The organism is Phyllobacterium sp. TAF24, from assembly GCF_052113785.1.
GTDB lineage: Bacteria > Pseudomonadota > Alphaproteobacteria > Rhizobiales > Rhizobiaceae > Phyllobacterium.
This window is the reverse complement of the sequence record NZ_JBFRDN010000005.1, coordinates 52039-67635: the sequence shown is the minus strand read 5'-3', so window position 1 is coordinate 67635 and position 15597 is coordinate 52039. Positions and strand designations below refer to the sequence as shown.

Annotated in this window: 15 protein-coding genes and 1 riboswitch; of the genes, 2 read left to right on the top strand and 13 right to left on the bottom strand. The window is 55.8% G+C overall.

Annotation, left to right across the window (positions count from 1 at the left end; genetic code table 11):
• Window positions 1–2: 2 nt before the first annotated feature.
• The 8 genes from AB4Y96_RS06285 to AB4Y96_RS06250 form a co-directional block, all read right to left on the bottom strand.
• A complete protein-coding gene (locus AB4Y96_RS06285) occupies window positions 3–590 on the bottom strand; it encodes a hypothetical protein (RefSeq protein ID WP_441916304.1) in 588 nt (195 codons plus the stop codon).
• Window positions 590–1174 carry a hypothetical protein gene (locus tag AB4Y96_RS06280; RefSeq protein ID WP_441916303.1) on the bottom strand — a complete coding sequence of 195 codons (585 nt, stop codon included), beginning with the start codon at window positions 1172–1174 and terminating at the stop codon, window positions 590–592. The genes AB4Y96_RS06285 and AB4Y96_RS06280 overlap by 1 nt, the downstream gene beginning before the upstream one ends.
• Before the next feature lie 117 nt (window positions 1175–1291).
• The gene (locus AB4Y96_RS06275) at window positions 1292–2164 is read right to left on the bottom strand and encodes a D-alanyl-D-alanine carboxypeptidase family protein (protein ID WP_441916302.1); all 873 of its coding nucleotides are present in this window, start codon (window positions 2162–2164) and stop codon (window positions 1292–1294) included.
• A gap of 146 nt (window positions 2165–2310) precedes the next feature.
• Window positions 2311–3351, bottom strand: coding sequence for an L-idonate 5-dehydrogenase (locus tag AB4Y96_RS06270; protein WP_441916301.1), 1041 nt, complete (start codon window positions 3349–3351; stop codon window positions 2311–2313).
• Window positions 3348–4754 carry a TRAP transporter large permease gene (locus AB4Y96_RS06265; RefSeq protein WP_091878780.1) on the bottom strand — a complete coding sequence of 469 codons (1407 nt, stop codon included), beginning with the start codon at window positions 4752–4754 and terminating at the stop codon, window positions 3348–3350. Before AB4Y96_RS06265 ends, AB4Y96_RS06270 begins: the two co-directional genes overlap by 4 nt.
• A gap of 3 nt (window positions 4755–4757) precedes the next feature.
• Window positions 4758–5330: a TRAP transporter small permease gene (locus AB4Y96_RS06260; protein ID WP_441916300.1), complete on the bottom strand. Its 573-nt coding sequence runs from the start codon at window positions 5328–5330 to the stop codon at window positions 4758–4760.
• Window positions 5331–5395: 65 nt separating this feature from the next.
• Window positions 5396–6370 (bottom strand): sialic acid TRAP transporter substrate-binding protein SiaP, encoded by a 975-nt coding sequence (locus AB4Y96_RS06255; RefSeq protein ID WP_441916299.1) that lies wholly within the window; start codon window positions 6368–6370, stop codon window positions 5396–5398.
• A 23-nt stretch (window positions 6371–6393) separates the two neighbouring features.
• The gene (locus tag AB4Y96_RS06250) at window positions 6394–7143 is read right to left on the bottom strand and encodes a FadR/GntR family transcriptional regulator (protein ID WP_441916298.1); all 750 of its coding nucleotides are present in this window, start codon (window positions 7141–7143) and stop codon (window positions 6394–6396) included.
• Between the two features lie 263 nt (window positions 7144–7406).
• Between AB4Y96_RS06250 and AB4Y96_RS06245 the strand changes: the two genes are divergently transcribed.
• The gene (locus AB4Y96_RS06245) at window positions 7407–8198 is read left to right on the top strand and encodes a transglycosylase SLT domain-containing protein (protein WP_441916297.1); all 792 of its coding nucleotides are present in this window, start codon (window positions 7407–7409) and stop codon (window positions 8196–8198) included.
• A 71-nt stretch (window positions 8199–8269) separates the two neighbouring features.
• The gene (locus tag AB4Y96_RS06240; RefSeq protein ID WP_441916296.1) at window positions 8270–11110 is read left to right on the top strand and encodes a DUF2339 domain-containing protein; all 2841 of its coding nucleotides are present in this window, start codon (window positions 8270–8272) and stop codon (window positions 11108–11110) included.
• On the opposite strand, the gene thiD is transcribed toward AB4Y96_RS06240, so the two are convergent.
• From thiD to AB4Y96_RS06215, 5 genes are all read right to left on the bottom strand, one after another.
• Window positions 11052–11852, bottom strand: a complete 801-nt coding sequence (gene thiD, locus AB4Y96_RS06235; RefSeq protein ID WP_441916295.1) for a bifunctional hydroxymethylpyrimidine kinase/phosphomethylpyrimidine kinase — start codon at window positions 11850–11852, stop codon at window positions 11052–11054. The two genes, AB4Y96_RS06240 and thiD, sit on opposite strands and share 59 nt — an antisense overlap.
• Window positions 11849–12511 (bottom strand): thiamine phosphate synthase, encoded by a 663-nt coding sequence (gene thiE / locus AB4Y96_RS06230; protein WP_441916294.1) that lies wholly within the window; start codon window positions 12509–12511, stop codon window positions 11849–11851. The genes thiD and thiE overlap by 4 nt, the downstream gene beginning before the upstream one ends.
• A gap of 25 nt (window positions 12512–12536) precedes the next feature.
• Window positions 12537–13484 (bottom strand): ABC transporter substrate-binding protein, encoded by a 948-nt coding sequence (locus AB4Y96_RS06225; RefSeq protein ID WP_441916403.1) that lies wholly within the window; start codon window positions 13482–13484, stop codon window positions 12537–12539.
• Window positions 13485–13522: 38 nt separating this feature from the next.
• Entirely contained in the window at window positions 13523–14266 is a 744-nt protein-coding gene (locus AB4Y96_RS06220) for an ABC transporter permease (RefSeq protein ID WP_441916293.1), read from the bottom strand.
• Between the two features lie 118 nt (window positions 14267–14384).
• A riboswitch (TPP riboswitch) is annotated at window positions 14385–14487 on the bottom strand.
• A 54-nt stretch (window positions 14488–14541) separates the two neighbouring features.
• Window positions 14542–15591, bottom strand: coding sequence for a TadE/TadG family type IV pilus assembly protein (locus AB4Y96_RS06215; protein WP_175540541.1), 1050 nt, complete (start codon window positions 15589–15591; stop codon window positions 14542–14544).
• Window positions 15592–15597 lie beyond the last annotated feature (6 nt).

Here is a 15597-nt window from a genome sequence, read left to right as displayed (position 1 = left end):
TGTCAGTTCCCTGAAACAAGCATGGGTTTTGAAAGATCATAGGTGTCGGCTATGAGCGGCTGGCCATCATTGAATTTTCTGAAATCATTGATGGCAATACGCGCCTCTGAATCAAGCCTTGGTTCGATCTGGTTGGCGAGCACAAATGTGGCGCCATTGACCTGATCGGGAATGATCTCGAAAACAATACGGACCTTTTTGGGCATGCCGGGCTCAAGCATCGGAGGCATCATGCTCGCCAACGTCCCGAGACGATCAGACCTCTGGTAACGCAGGCCAGTCGGTCCCTGCCATGTCGCGGCAATCACTGTTGTCGAAGCGTCTGTTGCCGCCAAATCTACCGTTGCGATAGCCCACAGACCTGAGGTGGTCAGGGTCTTGCTCTGCCCATACTGGGTGAATGTAAGCACGCGGGCAAACTCCACCTGATCCAATGTTACATCGAAGCGGCGGGTAAGCACCTTGTCATGCATCTTGCCATAGACGGGAATGGGGCCGGTTAAATCCATATAGTGTGGCTTCGTCTGTTGCATGCCATAGAGCAAAGCGACAGCAAGGCAGACCGCCAGAATGTTAGCGGCAAGGCGCATCAGCCCTGCCCTCCGGCGAGCGGCAAACTGACCGTAGCCGCGGTATATTTGTTGTACCAGCCGGGCATCCCGTACAGATTATCCTGTGGTTTGAATTTATCGGCCTCGATACTCAGAGATACATCGCCTTTTGGCACTGCGGTGGCTGGTATGAGCCAGACATAGACAAGTTTTTCCGGCAGACCCGGCTGTAGAGACGGCATCAAGGCTTGATCGCGCGCAAGATAGACCATCGGCTTTTCCGCCTTCGTTTCAATCTCCGAGGGCAAATGGAACGCGCTGTAATAGCTTCTGTCGGACTGGGCCGTCCGGTTCATCAACTCAACTTCAAATACCAGTGCTTTTTGATCGGGCTTTGGCGTCAGACCATAAATTTTCTGATCGGTCGCCCAGACTTTCAGTGGTTTGATCTGCCACCTGCCCGCATCGAGCGATTGCCCTGGCGATAATTTGGGAATTTCATTTGGCGACCGGGCTTCGGAAACCCCCAACGCTACGGCAACGGCGATTGCCGCGAAACCACCAATACCAGCTGTTATCCAGGCAAGCGCCTTGCTGCTGAGATTGCGCATGTAGGACCACATCGGGCGATCATCCTCCCATCAGCGCGATACAATCGCGCTAAACTCTGAGTCGCTTTCTGCGGACCATGCAACGTAAGCGCGTTGCATGGCAAGTCCTTGGGTGGAGATCGAAGGTGCTTAGCGTGAGGCGGCCATGGGCAGATAACTATGGACCAGATCGACGACCTGCTGATCCCGCGCTCTTGCCGTATCACCGCCCATCACGACAGCGACGAGCTGGCGGCCATTGTCATAGACGGAAGTGACAATGTTGAAACCGGAAGCGCGGACATAGCCTGTCTTGATCCCGTCAGCACCATTGAGCTTTGCCAATACACGGTTGTGGCCTTCCACAAGCTTCCCGTTGAACGTGAATTCATGCAGGGCAAAATAGTAATATTGGTTGGGAAAATGCTTGCGCAGTGCCATGCCAAGAAGGGCCATATCCCGGGCAGTAGTGATCTGTGCGGGATCAGGCAAGCCCGACGCATTATTGAAGGTCGTCCCCTTCATGCCGAGTTGGCGGGCCTTGGCTGTCATGAGCGCGGCGAACTGCGGTTCGGAACCACCGAGGGCTTCGGCAAGAGCGACGGCAACGTCATTAGCAGACTTGATTACGATGGCCTTGATGGCCGTATCTACGTCGATCGACTGCCCCGGCTTGAAACCAAGCTTGCTCGGCGCTTGAGATGCGGCATGGGCCGAAACCGGAAGCATTGTATTCTTGGTGAGGCGGCCGGATTCCAGCGCCTCGAAGGTCAGATACAACGTCATCATCTTGGTGAGGGATGCCGGAATGCGGGGCAGATCGGCACTCGCCTGATAGAGCACCGCACCGGTGCTGCTATCCACGACGATCGAAGCGGATTTCTCCGTCATTATGGTTGGGGTCGTCGTCGCTACGGGCTGCAATGCCGAAGTGGTGGTGCAACCGCTCGCCACACCAACGACCAGAACAAACAATGCCAGGCATTTCGACATCAGCGACAGAGGGTAAAAAACTCGCGGCACGTTCATTTTCCGGTGTCTGATTTCCAAGAGTGCAAACAGGCAGTTTCTAGCGTAGTATTGTTAATAATACGCTGCACCGCCATCCTGTTAGCTGATTTCTTGATCAAGACCAAGCGGTGTTCCCATCACTAAATTGTCGCTGGGCTTCAAGCGGTCAGTACAACCTTGACGCTACGGGACCGGTCCAGAGCCTCAGCGAATGCCGCCGGAGCCTCGCTGAGCGGAAATTCACCCGTCACAAGCCGCAATACATCAATTTCGCCCGAGACAATCAACTCGACCGCTTCATAGAATTCTTCGCCGAAACGGAACGTGCCTTTCAGATCGATCTCCCTTGCCATGACAGCATTGGCAGGCACGGGAATAGACCCGCCGGGAAGATTGCCGACCTGCACGACCGTACCGCCACGCCGTACGGTGCGTATGGCCGAGGCAAGACCAGCGGCGGTGCCCGAAATTTCAAAGCCAATATCGAAAGGCGTTGCCACAGCCAGTTTGGCAAGCTTCTCCTCGCCTTCTGACAGGTCGAATATCTTGTTAGCGCCGAGTTCAAGCGCGAATTTGAGGGGTGCTGCCGCCAGATCAACCATCGCCACCGATTCAGCTCCCGCATGTTTCAGCGCGAGCAAGGTCAGAAGGCCGATAGGCCCCGCCCCAAAGATGATGGCTGAGTGGCCTTTGACATGCCCGGCACGCCGCACCGCGTGAAGACAGACGGCAAGAGGTTCGGCCAGCGCCGCTGCCTGAAACGGAAAATCTTTCGGCACCTTCACGCATTGCGCCGGTGTTGCATCAAAATAACTGGCGAAACCGCCCTGCATATGCGGGGTCTTTGAGGCGGAACCCATGAAGTAGATATTCTCGCACAGATTGGCGCGGCCCTCGTGACAATAGACACAGGTACCGCACCAGCGCGACGGATTGACTGCAACCCGGTCGCCAATAGCAAGCCCCGCAACGTCGGACCCGATTTGCGCCACTTCCCCGGCCACCTCATGGCCGAGGATGAGCGGCGATGTCACCACGAAATCGCCGGTTCGTGCGTGGCGGAAATAGTGCATATCAGAGCCACAGATGCCACCCGCCCCGAATTTGATGCGCACCATATTGGGCTTCAGTGTCGAGAGCGTACCTTCGACAACACGCAGATCCTCAGGGCCAAAAAGGGTAGCAGCTATGGTATTCATTTGATTAGTCCCAGTTGTGTCGGCAGCCACAGGGTGATCGCCGGTATGAAGGTAATGGCAATAAGGGCGATGAAGAGCGGAACAAGCCAGGGCAGGATTGCCATGGTGGTACGCTCAACCGAAAGTTTGGCGACACGCGACAGCACGAACAACACCATGCCGAGCGGCGGATGCAGCAGGCCGATCATCAGGTTCAACGTCATGATCAGCCCGAAATGTACCGGATCAATGTCGAATTTGAGGACAAGCGGCAGCAGGATCGGCACCAGAATGGTAATGGCGGCGATCGTATCGAGGAAACAGCCGACAAACAGCATCAGCAGATTGACGAGGATGAGGAACACCCATTTGTTATCGGTGATCGACAGGATTGTCGCTGACAGCAATTGTGCGGCCTGACTGACCGTAAGCAACCAAGCGAACACCGATGCCGCCGTTACGATGAAAAGCACCGAGGCTGTTGTTTCGATGGTGTCGAAACTCGCCTTGGCGAGGCTTGCCAAAGTCATGGTGCGATAGCGCACAAGGCCAAGAAACAATGACCAGAGCACAGCTGCTACAGCGGCTTCAGTGGGCGTGAACCAGCCCATGGTCATACCGCCGATCAGAATAACCGGGGTCATCAGGGCCATCACGGCGGAGAAGTCAAAATACCAGTCGACCGCCAGCAGAATAAGAAGGGCAATACCAACCGAGGCATTAACGGAAAAGCCCAGAAGCGTCGCGATGTAGATGATGACCGGTATGGAAAAGACGACGAGGATTTCGAGCCCTGCCTCAAGCAGTTGCTTCATCTCGAAGGGTGCGTCCGAACCCCATTTGTAAACATAGGCAAAGACGGCAACCGTCAGCATCATCAACACGGTCATGACAACACCGGGCATGATACCGGCCATGAACAATGCACCAATGGAGACATTAGCCATCATGCCGTAAATCACAAAAGGCAGTGATGGCGGGAAGATTGGCCCGAGCGTTGCAGAAGCGGCGGTCACGCCAACGGCTGCCTCGATGGGATAGCCGTGGTCTTTCATCGCCTTGATTTCGATGGTGCCGATACCCGCCGCATCGGCAAGCGCCGTACCAGACATGCCGGAGAATACCACGGAACCGATGATATTGACCTGCGCGAGGCCACCCTTCATCCACCCGACAAGCGCGACAGCAAAGGCATAGATGCGGCCCGTAACACCGGCGGAATTCATCAAATTGCCAGCGAGAATGAAGAAAGGCACGGCGAGCAGCGGAAAACTTTCAACACCGGCAATCATGCGCTGCGCCACGATAATGTCAGGAGCGACGCCGTAGAGGACGAGATAGAGCACCGAGGCCACGGCCATGGAAATGGCAACCGGCACGCCGATAATCATGAGAACAAGAAACGATCCAACAAGAAGCAGCATGGATTAATCCTCTACCTTCTGAAATTCCTCCGGCCGTTCCAGAACGGAATAGCCACGGCGCAAATTGCTGATGAAAACCTGAATGGATCGAAACAGCATCAGGACGAATGCCAGCAGGACGGAATAGAAAACGATATTGCGCGGCAGATCGACAGTGACCATCTGCTCGTCGGCAACAATGTCGACATAGCGCCACATCAACCAGCAGGCGTAGACAAAGAAGCCCATGCGCACGAGGTCAACGAAAATTGCCAGTACGCGCGCAAGAGGTGCCGGAATGTAGTGGTAAAGCACGTCCACCTGAATATGCCGGGAGACGCGCACGCACATGACGGAACCAAGGAACACGACACCGATCAGGCAGTTGATCGCGATTTCCTCTGTCCAGGCATAACTGTTGTTGAGGACATATCGCGTGAAGAATTGCAGAAAAACGCAGCCGGTCATCAGCCAGAAGATGATCAGCGTCAGCCAATCCTCCACCGCATAATCGGACAAATTGGCGCTGGGCGCCGCATCTTCAAATGAATGCGCCAGTTCCTCGGCGGTTGTCTGGGTATGAACTTCCTTTGTCATGCAATCTCTCCGTTCAAAAACCATGGGGAGAGATGACCGGAGAGTTTCCCCGGTCATCGCCAGAATTAATTGATGGCGCGAATGGCTTCCCAATCGGACTTTTCGTAACCGAAGTCTTCGAACTTCACTTTTTCCATGACATTCTTCTCGAAGTCAGCCTTGTCGACTTCGGTAACGTTCAGACCGCGTTCCTTGAAGCTGGTGACGAGTTGCTTTTCCTTGTCCTCGATGATCTTCGTCGTCTTCTCCGCCGCCTCCTGCATCACATCACCGAAGATTTTCTTGTCTTCATCGGAGAGGCTGGCCCAACGGGTCTTGGAGATCACCGTGTTGAGGTGATCAACAATGTGGCCGGTCAGAACAATGTTCTTCTGCACCTCGAAAAACTTTTTCGCTTCAATCGTGGTCAGCGGGTTTTCCTGCGCCTCGACGGTGCCGTTCTGCAAGGCGAGATAGACCTCGGCAAAGGCAATCGGCGTGGTGTTGGCACCGCAGGCACGCGGCATGGCAAGATAGGCGGGCACATCAGGCACGCGGATTTTCAGGCCCTGCATGTCGGAGCATTTGGCAATCGGCTTGTTGGATGTGGTGTGCCGCGTGCCGTAATAGCTGACGGCGGCAATGTGGTTGCCCGTTTTGTCCTCATAGCCCTTGGCCAGACGCTTGAAAATATCGCTCTTTGTATAGGCGATCAGATGTTCGGGATTGCGGAAAATATAGGGGAAATAAGTAACGCCAATCGGCTTGAAGTCACGGGCGGCAAAACTGGAACCGGAAATGATGATATCAACGGTGCCGAGTTTCAGGCCCTGATTGATGTCGGCTTCCTTGCCGAGCTGCGAAGCCGGGAAAACGTCGATCTTGTAGCGACCATTGGTGCGCTTGTTGATTTCTTCGGCGGCCCAGACCGATTGCGTGTGGAACGGTTCGGATGTTTCGTAAACATGGGCCCATTTGAGCACTGTTTGCGCCTGCGCCGCTGCGGCGGACAAGGCAAGCGCTGCCACAGCGCCCAGAATGGCTGTCAGTTTGATCTTCATGTCTTTCTCCTCCCAGATTGAAATCAGATCGTGTTGCTTCTCTTGGCGCGCCCCTCAGGTTGCCCCCTCTCCGTGTCCGGCTCCTCACCGAAACTTTCGGAAAATCTTGCCTGCGATTGCAGAAGATGAAATTGCATGGCCGCTTTGGCCGCCACAGGATTACCAGCCGCGATGGCATCACGAATGGCGCGGTGTTCGGCGAACGCCTGCTGCCACGACGCCGGACCTTCAAAATAACTTGCGAGCTTTTCGAAATAGGGCGTCATGCGCTGGTCAAACAACTCGCCGACAAAGCGGTTCAGTGCGGAATTCTCGATGATGCCGGCGATTGTCGTGTGAAAATCCCGGTCATAACCAATGGATATTTGCGGGCTATGGAAATTACCCGCCATGCGGGTCAGCACCTCATCCAGCGCCGCAACATGGGCTGGCGTAACCACCCGTGCCGCTTCTTCGGCAATGGCGCATTCAATCAATGAACGGGCGCGCAGAAGCTCGAATGGGCCCTCCAGATCTTCCGGATGAAAGGCACTCCGCCGTGGTCTTTGCTGGATGACATAGATGCCTGAACCCATGCGGATATGGACAAAACCTTCCACTTCGAGGGCGATCAGGGCTTCACGTATGGTTGGGCGGGAGACCGCAAGCTGTTCAGCCAGTTCGCGCTCGCCGGGCAAGCGTTCGCCAACCGCAAACTCACCCTTTTCGATGAGCGCGCGTATCTGGTCGGCGACCTGCCGGTAGAGCCGGCGTGGCTGGATGGCTGCAAACATGGACCCTCCCCTGTGCGTACATCCTCCCGATCACACGCACCACTGGTAAATTGGCCTTACCAATATTCAACTGATACATTGATATATATGACAGAGTCAATTGTTCAATTTTGCAACCAATTTCACCGCCCAAAACCGCCGCACAGGCCTGTGGAAAGGGCATTTGTTACAGTTTGTTGCGCAAAGTGATTGCCGCAGATGCCCCCGAACAGGGTAGAGAGAAAATTAACGGGTCGTAAACGGCCGCATAAAACTGGTGGACAATGGTTTCTGACATTCGATTGCTGCGCCCTCTGGCCTGTCTTGGTCTGGTATTGACCCTGGCTGCCTGCACCACGGGCAACCCGACACTTCCAGTCGCTACAGCGTCGATTCCGGTTCCTGCTGCAGCCCCCCGCACCACTGCATTGACGGTAACGGACGCCCCAGTCCAGATGGCCTATGCGGGCCCGGCGGTCAAAACCACAACGATGACGCCGAGCGCAGCTGTCGAAGTGGCTTCGGTTGCGGAACCTGCCAAGTTTTCTGCGCCGGGCACGCCAGTCGACACCCTTATTTCGCAATATTCAGCCGCTTATGCCGTGCCTGAATCACTTGTGCGCCGTGTCGTCCACCGTGAAAGCCGTGGCCGCCCGGAAGCGCGTAACGGCAAATATTGGGGCCTGATGCAATTATTGCCGTCCACGGCTCGCGCCATGGGCCACAATGGCACCGCCAAAGACTTGCTCGATGCGGAAACCAACCTCAAATATGGTGTGAAATATCTGGCCGGTGCCTATCGCGTTGCCGACCGCAATCCAGATCAGGCCGTGCGGCTCTATTCGCGAGGCTATTACTATCAGGCCAAGCGTAAGGGCATGCTCGAAGAAACCGGTCTGAAGGGTGGCACGCCTGTCGTGTCGACCCAGATTGCTTCCCTGCCCATGGCTCCGGTTCCAGCCATTGCCCAGCAGCAGACAGCCGCAATCATCCAACCCGCCGCTGCCATTGCAATGGCTGATCCGGCTCCTGTCCGTCTCAGCCTCGTTGCCATTCCTGCGGACCGCCCATTCTGAACGGGCTATAAATACGCTAGTTGAATAATTAGCCGATTCATGGCGTTGTGTGCTCAATCGGGGGCACATGAATGTTTCTTTCTATCATTATTTCCATCGTCGCGCTTATTGTTGCGGCAACTGCGCGGCAGCAAATCAGTGTGCTGCGCAAGCAGGTTGAGCAATTGCAGCAGCAAATTGCCGGGACACTCCAGCCTGCGCCCATAGGGCGCGAGAATAGTAAAACGGCTCGCCGGTTCCGGGAAGATGAACCCTTAACGACCGTCGTCACACCCCAGCTACCCGCCGCCGAGCCCGTAGGGCCGCCGATGCGAGCAGTAGCCGCCTCCACTCGACTCGACCCCAAAAAGGTCGCCGAGATCATGTCCGGCAAACCCTCAGCTGAGCCGGTTACAGTCAAAGCGACGCCTGCAACCGGCATTCCAGTCGAGCAGCCAAAAAAGAAATCCTATGGCGATTTCGAGCGGTCGCTTGGCCGCAACTGGCCAGTCTGGATCGGCGGTGTCGCGCTTTTCCTCGGCGGTATCTTCGTCGTGCAGTATTCCATTGAAAATGAGCTGCTTGGCCCCGGTATCCGGCTTTGCCTCGGCGCTCTTTTTGGCCTACTGCTCTTGGGCGCGGGTGAATATCTGCGACGCAAAGAAAAGCCACTTGGCCTTTCTGTTAGCGGTCCTGACTATATTCCCGGTGTCCTGACCGCCGCAGGTTCGGCGGCACTCTTTGCCGTCGCCTATGCCGCCCATGGCATCTATGGCTTTATCGGCACCTCCACTGCCTTTGTTGCGCTCGGAGCTGTTGGCCTTGCGACACTCGCTTTGGCCATCAAACATGGCCCGTGGATTGCCGGGCTTGGCCTTATCGGTTCGTACCTCACCCCGGCTCTGGTGAATTCGCAAGCACCGGCACCCTACAGTTTCATGACCTATCTGTCGGTTGTTACGCTCGTCTCGGTTGTTCTGTCGCGCGCGAAAAACTGGCCACTGATCGGCGGCGGCGCAATCATTCTCGCAGCGCTCTGGGGCGCGGCCTATACGGGTTTCGATCCCCTGCCCAATGGCGGCGCGCTCGGCCTTTTAACGGTCAGCCTGTTGGCTCTATCGGTGTTTAGCCATCTGAAGCCAAGCTACAAACTGTTCGACCGGATAGAGGAGCCCTATTTCGACCCTGTTACCATAGCGGGTGCCGCTGGCGCGGTTCTTCTCGGACTTGGCTATATCTCGCACGATCTTTTCGGACTGGCGTCCTCGCGCTATCTGATCCTTGCAACGATCATCATCGCCGTATCAACACTGGCACCGCTCTTTATACGCCGTGCCTTGCCCTTCCTTGTTCCGGCGGCCCTGCTCTCGCTCGTACCACTCACCCTTCTGGACATGCACCAGTTTTTGGATAGCGGCTTCGACAATTCAGGCCTATCGCTCTACGACCCGATGAAATATCGCAGCTTTGCCATTTTCATTGCGCTTGCTTTCACAGCTATCGGCGTTATTGCGGCAACCGTGCTTGCCCGGCTACCTGACATCATACGCGGACTTGCCTATGCGGCATTGGGAACTGCTGTTCCATTCGTCATGATCATCGTGATGATCTACATCTTCGGCAATACACCGGCTTCAACCGAAGAAATATTGACCGTGGCGCTGGCAATCATCGGCTTTGGCGCTGCGACGTGGCTGGCACGCGCATGGAAAGACGACATCAAGCCAATCTCGCCCGCATGGCTGTTTGATACTGCATCCATCGGCTTTGCCGTTCTTGCGCTATTTGTCGTGTTCGAACCGCAATGGCGTGTTCTGGCCGCCTGCATACTTGCCGTCGTCTACGCGCTCGCCACCCGCATGCGCATGGCACCGGTGCTGCGCTTTGCTCCGGCAGTCTTTGCGGTCGTCATCATCGGACATATTTTCTTTGATCCAACCATCGTCGGCAGTGACCGCTTGTCGACAACGCCGTTCTTCAACCAGCTTCTGCTCAATTATGGCGGGTTCTTCGCGGCTATGATTGCAGCCCAGATCATCCTCGCAAAGGGGATCAAGGATACGGCCTACCGCCTCGTGCAGGCACTCGCCGTGTTGGCGGGTTTCGTGCTTATCAATATCCTCGTTCGCCATTGGATGAATGGCGGCACATTGAGCAGCAGTGGCGATCTCACATTGAGCGAACAGTCGCTCTACACAATCATCGCCTTGGGCGGATCACTGTCGCTGATGATGCTGAGCCGTGGTGGTCAGGACTGGCTCTATCGCACTGCTGCACTGATTGTTGGCTATGTCGGCATTCTGATTGCCGTGTGTCAGCATTTCATCTTCCTCAATCCGCTGTTTGACGGTTTTGTCGCTGGCGGATTTGTCTTCAACAGCCTGTTCATGGGTTATCTGCTGCCCGGCCTTCTGGCAGCACTCGTCGCGCTTAATGCCTTTGGCGAACCACAGATAAAACTGTTCGGCTTGCCGCTGGTTATGGCACAGGCGAACCGCCCCAGACATTACGCCATGGCGCTGGCAATCCTCTCGGGCCTCATGCTGTTTACATGGGTCACACTGACTATCCGTCTCTTCTTCCAGGGCAACTATATCAATCTGGGACAGGGTGTGGATTCGCCTGAGATGTTCACCTATTCCGCCGTATGGCTATTGTTCGGCCTTGGCCTCTTCGGTCTTGGCGCATGGCGGCAGAACAGGCCGTTGCGTCTGATCTCGGCTCCGATCGTCTTTCTGGTCATCGCCAAGGTCTTCCTGCTCGACATGGCAAATCTCGAAGGCATCTTGCGGGCGCTGTCCTTTATTGGCCTTGGCCTCTCGCTTGTCGGTGTGGGGCTGTTCTATCAGCGCATTCTCAATGCGGGGGCGGCAGCTACGCCGCCCACCAACGATGAAAGTGGTGAACAGGCCCGCGCCCCTGACCCACTTTAAGCGTATCGGCGGCAGCCATGGCTGCCGTCAGATAATCCTTTGCCTCGCCGATTGCCGTAGGCAGGTCGTGACCTTTGGCAAGTCCGCTGGCGATGGCGGCTGCCAGCGTGCAACCCGTACCGTGATCGTGGGTTGTTGACAGGCGCGGACCGTCAAAACGCTGTAAGGACGAACCGTCGAAGAGAAGGTCCGTACTCAAGGCGCTGTTTCCGTGGCCGCCCTTGATCAGCACCGCCTTCGGGCCAAACTTCAACAGCAGTTCGGCTTGCCGTGCCATTGCCTGTTCATCTTGAGCAATATCCGTGCCGGTCAGGAGCGCGGCCTCAGGCAAATTGGGGGTCAGCACAAGCGCCAATGGCAGAAGCTGCGTGCGAAGCGCCTCTATGGCTTCCGGCTGTAACAATGGATCACCCGAGGTTGCAACCATTACCGGATCAAGCACCACTTTGCGTTGCCATCGGTTCAAGGCTTCGGCGATAGCATCGATGGTTTCCACGGTGGAGACCATGCCGATCTTGATCGCACCCACCGCGATATCCGAGAGAACCGCATCAATCTGCGCGCGAATGATGCCCGGGCTTAAATTCTCGATGGCGGTAACGCCGCGCGTGTTCTGCGCCGTGATTGCGGTCAATACGCTTGTTCCATAAACACCAAGCGCCGAGAACGTCTTGAGATCGGCCTGAATACCAGCGCCGCCGCCGCTATCGGAGCCTGCAATCGTCAAGGCAATGGCGGTCATGCCGTCGCCCTCAACGCCTCATCGACAGCATCGCGCAGCGCCTGCGCCGCGGCGCGCGGATCAGCCTGCCGGAAGATTGCCGAAATGATCGCAACGCCATCTGCTCCCGCCGCAATGGCTGGAGCCACCCTGCCAAGGTCAATGCCAGCGATCGCACCAACAGGTAGATCCGGCTTTGCTGCCCGGATCATCGCAGCCAGCCGGGCAAAGCCATCAAAGCCAATCGGCCCATCCGGATTGTGCTTGGCGGGTGTCTCGAACAGGCCGCCTACACAGGCGTAGTCGATATCCGCCGCTATGGCCGCCTGTGCGTCCGTTTCGTTTTTCACGGTGAGGCCGATAATGGCATCCGGACCAAGCAGCTTTCTTGCGTCACTGACCAGCATGTCCTCACGCCCGACATGCACACCTTCAACGCCCGCTACCAGAGCAACATCAATGCGGTCATTGACGAGCAAGGGTACGCCTGTGCCTTTCAGCGCCGCATGGATAGCGCGCGCGCGCTCCACCATCAGCCGGGTCGGTGAGTTCTTATCGCGATACTGGATAATGGTCGCGCCGCCGCGCGCGGCCTGCAGCGCCAGTTGCCCTAAATCCTTGTCACCACCGATTGCATCAACATCGACAATGGCATTCAAACGAAAATCTACTTTTGGCATGATTGTTCTTCCTCTATGAAACGTTTCACCGCAGTTCAACGGCCAGATCATCAACTTTGGGTACGGTTTTGATCAGTCCGGCATCGTGCATGAACACACCGAGCCGTTCATAACGACTACGGTCGAGCGCAGCGGGACGCTTGGCAAAACGCGGCAAAGTATCGGTCCATGCCTTCAGGTTCAGCGGGTTATCGAGATCGGGATAGGCCTTGATGAACAGCGCCCAGGATTCATCCGGGTGATTGGTCAGATAAACCGCGCCCTTCTCCACCGCTTCGAGGAAACGTTTCATCCTGCTGTCTCCGGCAAGGTCAGGGTGCGTCAGGAAGATCAGTTCATCATAGACAGGAACACCGTGCTCCTCCGGGAAGAACGCCGTTCCCTTATGGCCTTCCTGCGCCATTTGGGTGAGTTCAAAATTCCTGTAACCACCAACCGTCGCATCCACCTGTTTGGCAATGAGCGATGATGAAAGGGCGAAATTGACATTGATCAGTTCGACATCATCGGCTTTCAGGCCTTCTGATTTCAGCATGGCGCCGAGCATGGCATCTTCAAAGCCCGCCACGGAAAAGCCGACCTTTTTGCCCTTCAAATCCTTCAGGCTTTTGATCGGACCATCGGCCAGCACCGTCACCGTATTGAGCGGGGTTTCCACCAAGGTGCCAAAGCGCACCAGCGGCAGACCCTCATCATGGCTGAGGTAGAGATTGGGCTGATAGCCGATGGCAATATCTGCCTGTTTTGCCGCGACAAGACGCGGTGGCGCCGCCGGATCAGCCGGGGGGATCAGATCGACATCAAGACCGGCCTCGCTGAAAAAACCCTTTTCGCGAGCGACAACCAGCGGTGCATGGTCAGGGTTGACGAACCATTCGAGAAGAACAGACAGCTTGTCCGCCGCCATCGCCTGTGATGGCAGGAAAGGCAAAGCGGTTAAGAGGGCAAAGGCAAACGCACAGCGGCGAAACATGGACATTCCTTCATTGATGGGACGAACGAAAATTCTGATCATGACACCTGCATCCAAGGGGTAAGGCGCGCGGCGAAAGCATCGACGAGAAAACGCAGGACAATGGTCAGCACTGCGAGAATGATGAGGGCGGCAAACAGCGTGTCGGTCTGCATACGGGCATTGGCCTGAAGCATGACAAAGCCAAGCCCACGCGAGGCGCCGACCCATTCGCCAATCACCGCACCAATAGGCGCAAAGACCGCCGCAACGCGCAGGCCCGAGCCAAGACCGGGCAAGGCGCTGGGAACGCGGATCAGAAACAGGGTGGCCAGCGGCGTTGCCTGCGTCAGGGCTGCCGCATCCAGCAAATCCTGATTGGTGCGGCGCAGCGCATCGGCAAAGGCGGAGGCCACGGGAAAGAAGATAATGAGGCTCGCCATGACCACTTTCGAGGCAAGGCCAAAGCCGAACCAGAGAACCAGAAGCGGCGCGATGGCAAAGACAGGAAGTGCCTGCAAAACAAGCAGGAGCGGCCAGACGATCTGGCCAAAGCCGGGCAGTCCAGCAACGAGAAGTGCGGTCAGGATTCCGGCAACAGCGCCAAAGAACAATCCGAGCAGAATTTCGAGCACGGTGATGGCAGCATTGGTCAGAAGATAGTGGCGCTGCTCGATCAAGGCGACAAAAACTGAGCCGGGACCCGGCAGGATGAAGCGCGGCGGCTGCAAAGCCCAGATAGCCAACTGCCAGCACAGAAGCACAGCCAGCAAAGCGCCAGTGATGCGGACAAGCATGCCCATGACGGCGATCACATCGTCACAGAAATGATGATTGCGATATCAGGGTAAACGGCATCTGCGGGACTCCATCAAAAGCGTGGAGATCCGGATATGTGCGAAGACAAGGCAGAGTGCGTGGAGAGTGCTCAATTCCCGTTCCTACGCCGGCATAACCCGGATCAGGTTCAAGGGTCCAGCTCGACGCTATCTCAGCACTGTACAGTGCCCCCCTCGGAATAAAGTCATGATGGAGCGCCGCAAGAGCAAAGTCAATCGCGCCGCCTTCGTGTTAATGATTACTGGGTTAGACGAATTTGTGAGTAATCGAACGCGCACCCGGTTGTCAGTGTATATTCGAAGTCCGGTGTGCCGCCACCGCCATCTTCCCAACCGTGTTTTTTTACCGAACCATCGCAGTTCATAAGTTTGTCCATAATCACCGGAGTGTCGCTATCTTTCGGCACAGTGGATTGACCGCCGCCCTCAACGAACCGCCAAGCATCACGCGCTCTGTTGCTTTTGACCAAGAAAGCATAGGTCGTATCATTGCCATAGAATTTATTCTCGTTGTCAAAGTTTAGATTGTTTGGAACTGGCGTGATCTGGTATTTGGGATCATCGACCATGCCAGGATTCTTAGGGTCGTTGGATTTTACCTTGGGGGCATCCACACAATTCCTGCCCGAAGGCTTCATTCCAATAGCGCAGCCGTCTTTCTTGACGATCATGGTAAAATAAAACGACTTGTATGTGCCCAAGTCAAAGGTCAGCGGCGTTGATCCCACTGCGGGATTGGATGTCCCTGTGTTGTTGATGTATTTGTATTCGATAGAGCCGACTTGTTTCTCAGCGCCATCGGCTCCAACAACAATAATGGAAATTTTCTTGTAATAAATTCCTTTTACGTTCGTGACTTTTATTGTTGCTTGCTTTGGCGTCAACGCCCCTGAAGCTGTCGAAGTGGTCCCGATATCCATCGAATTTTGGCTCAACACCTGCATGAATGTCGTCTTCATCGGCCTCGCAAGCGAAAGCTTGATCCGTGCAGGGACATCGTCCGTAACCGACACATCGTAGGTAGCGCCACTAGCGTCAAAGCCTGGAAGGTTAGCGCGCAAACTTTGCTGAATGCGGGCCTTCACATCGGGTAAATTGCTGCCATTGTACGTAGAGGCGCCCCACAAAACCGCGGCATCTGCTGCATTCTGCAGTTCCGCGTGATCACTGCTTGCACGGGTATAATCCACGGCCAATCCTGTCACGCCGAGAAGCGGAACAAGCAATAGTCCAAACGTCAATGCAGTTGCGCCGCTGGTATCTTTAAGAAAATCTCTGAATTTTTTCATAGCCCG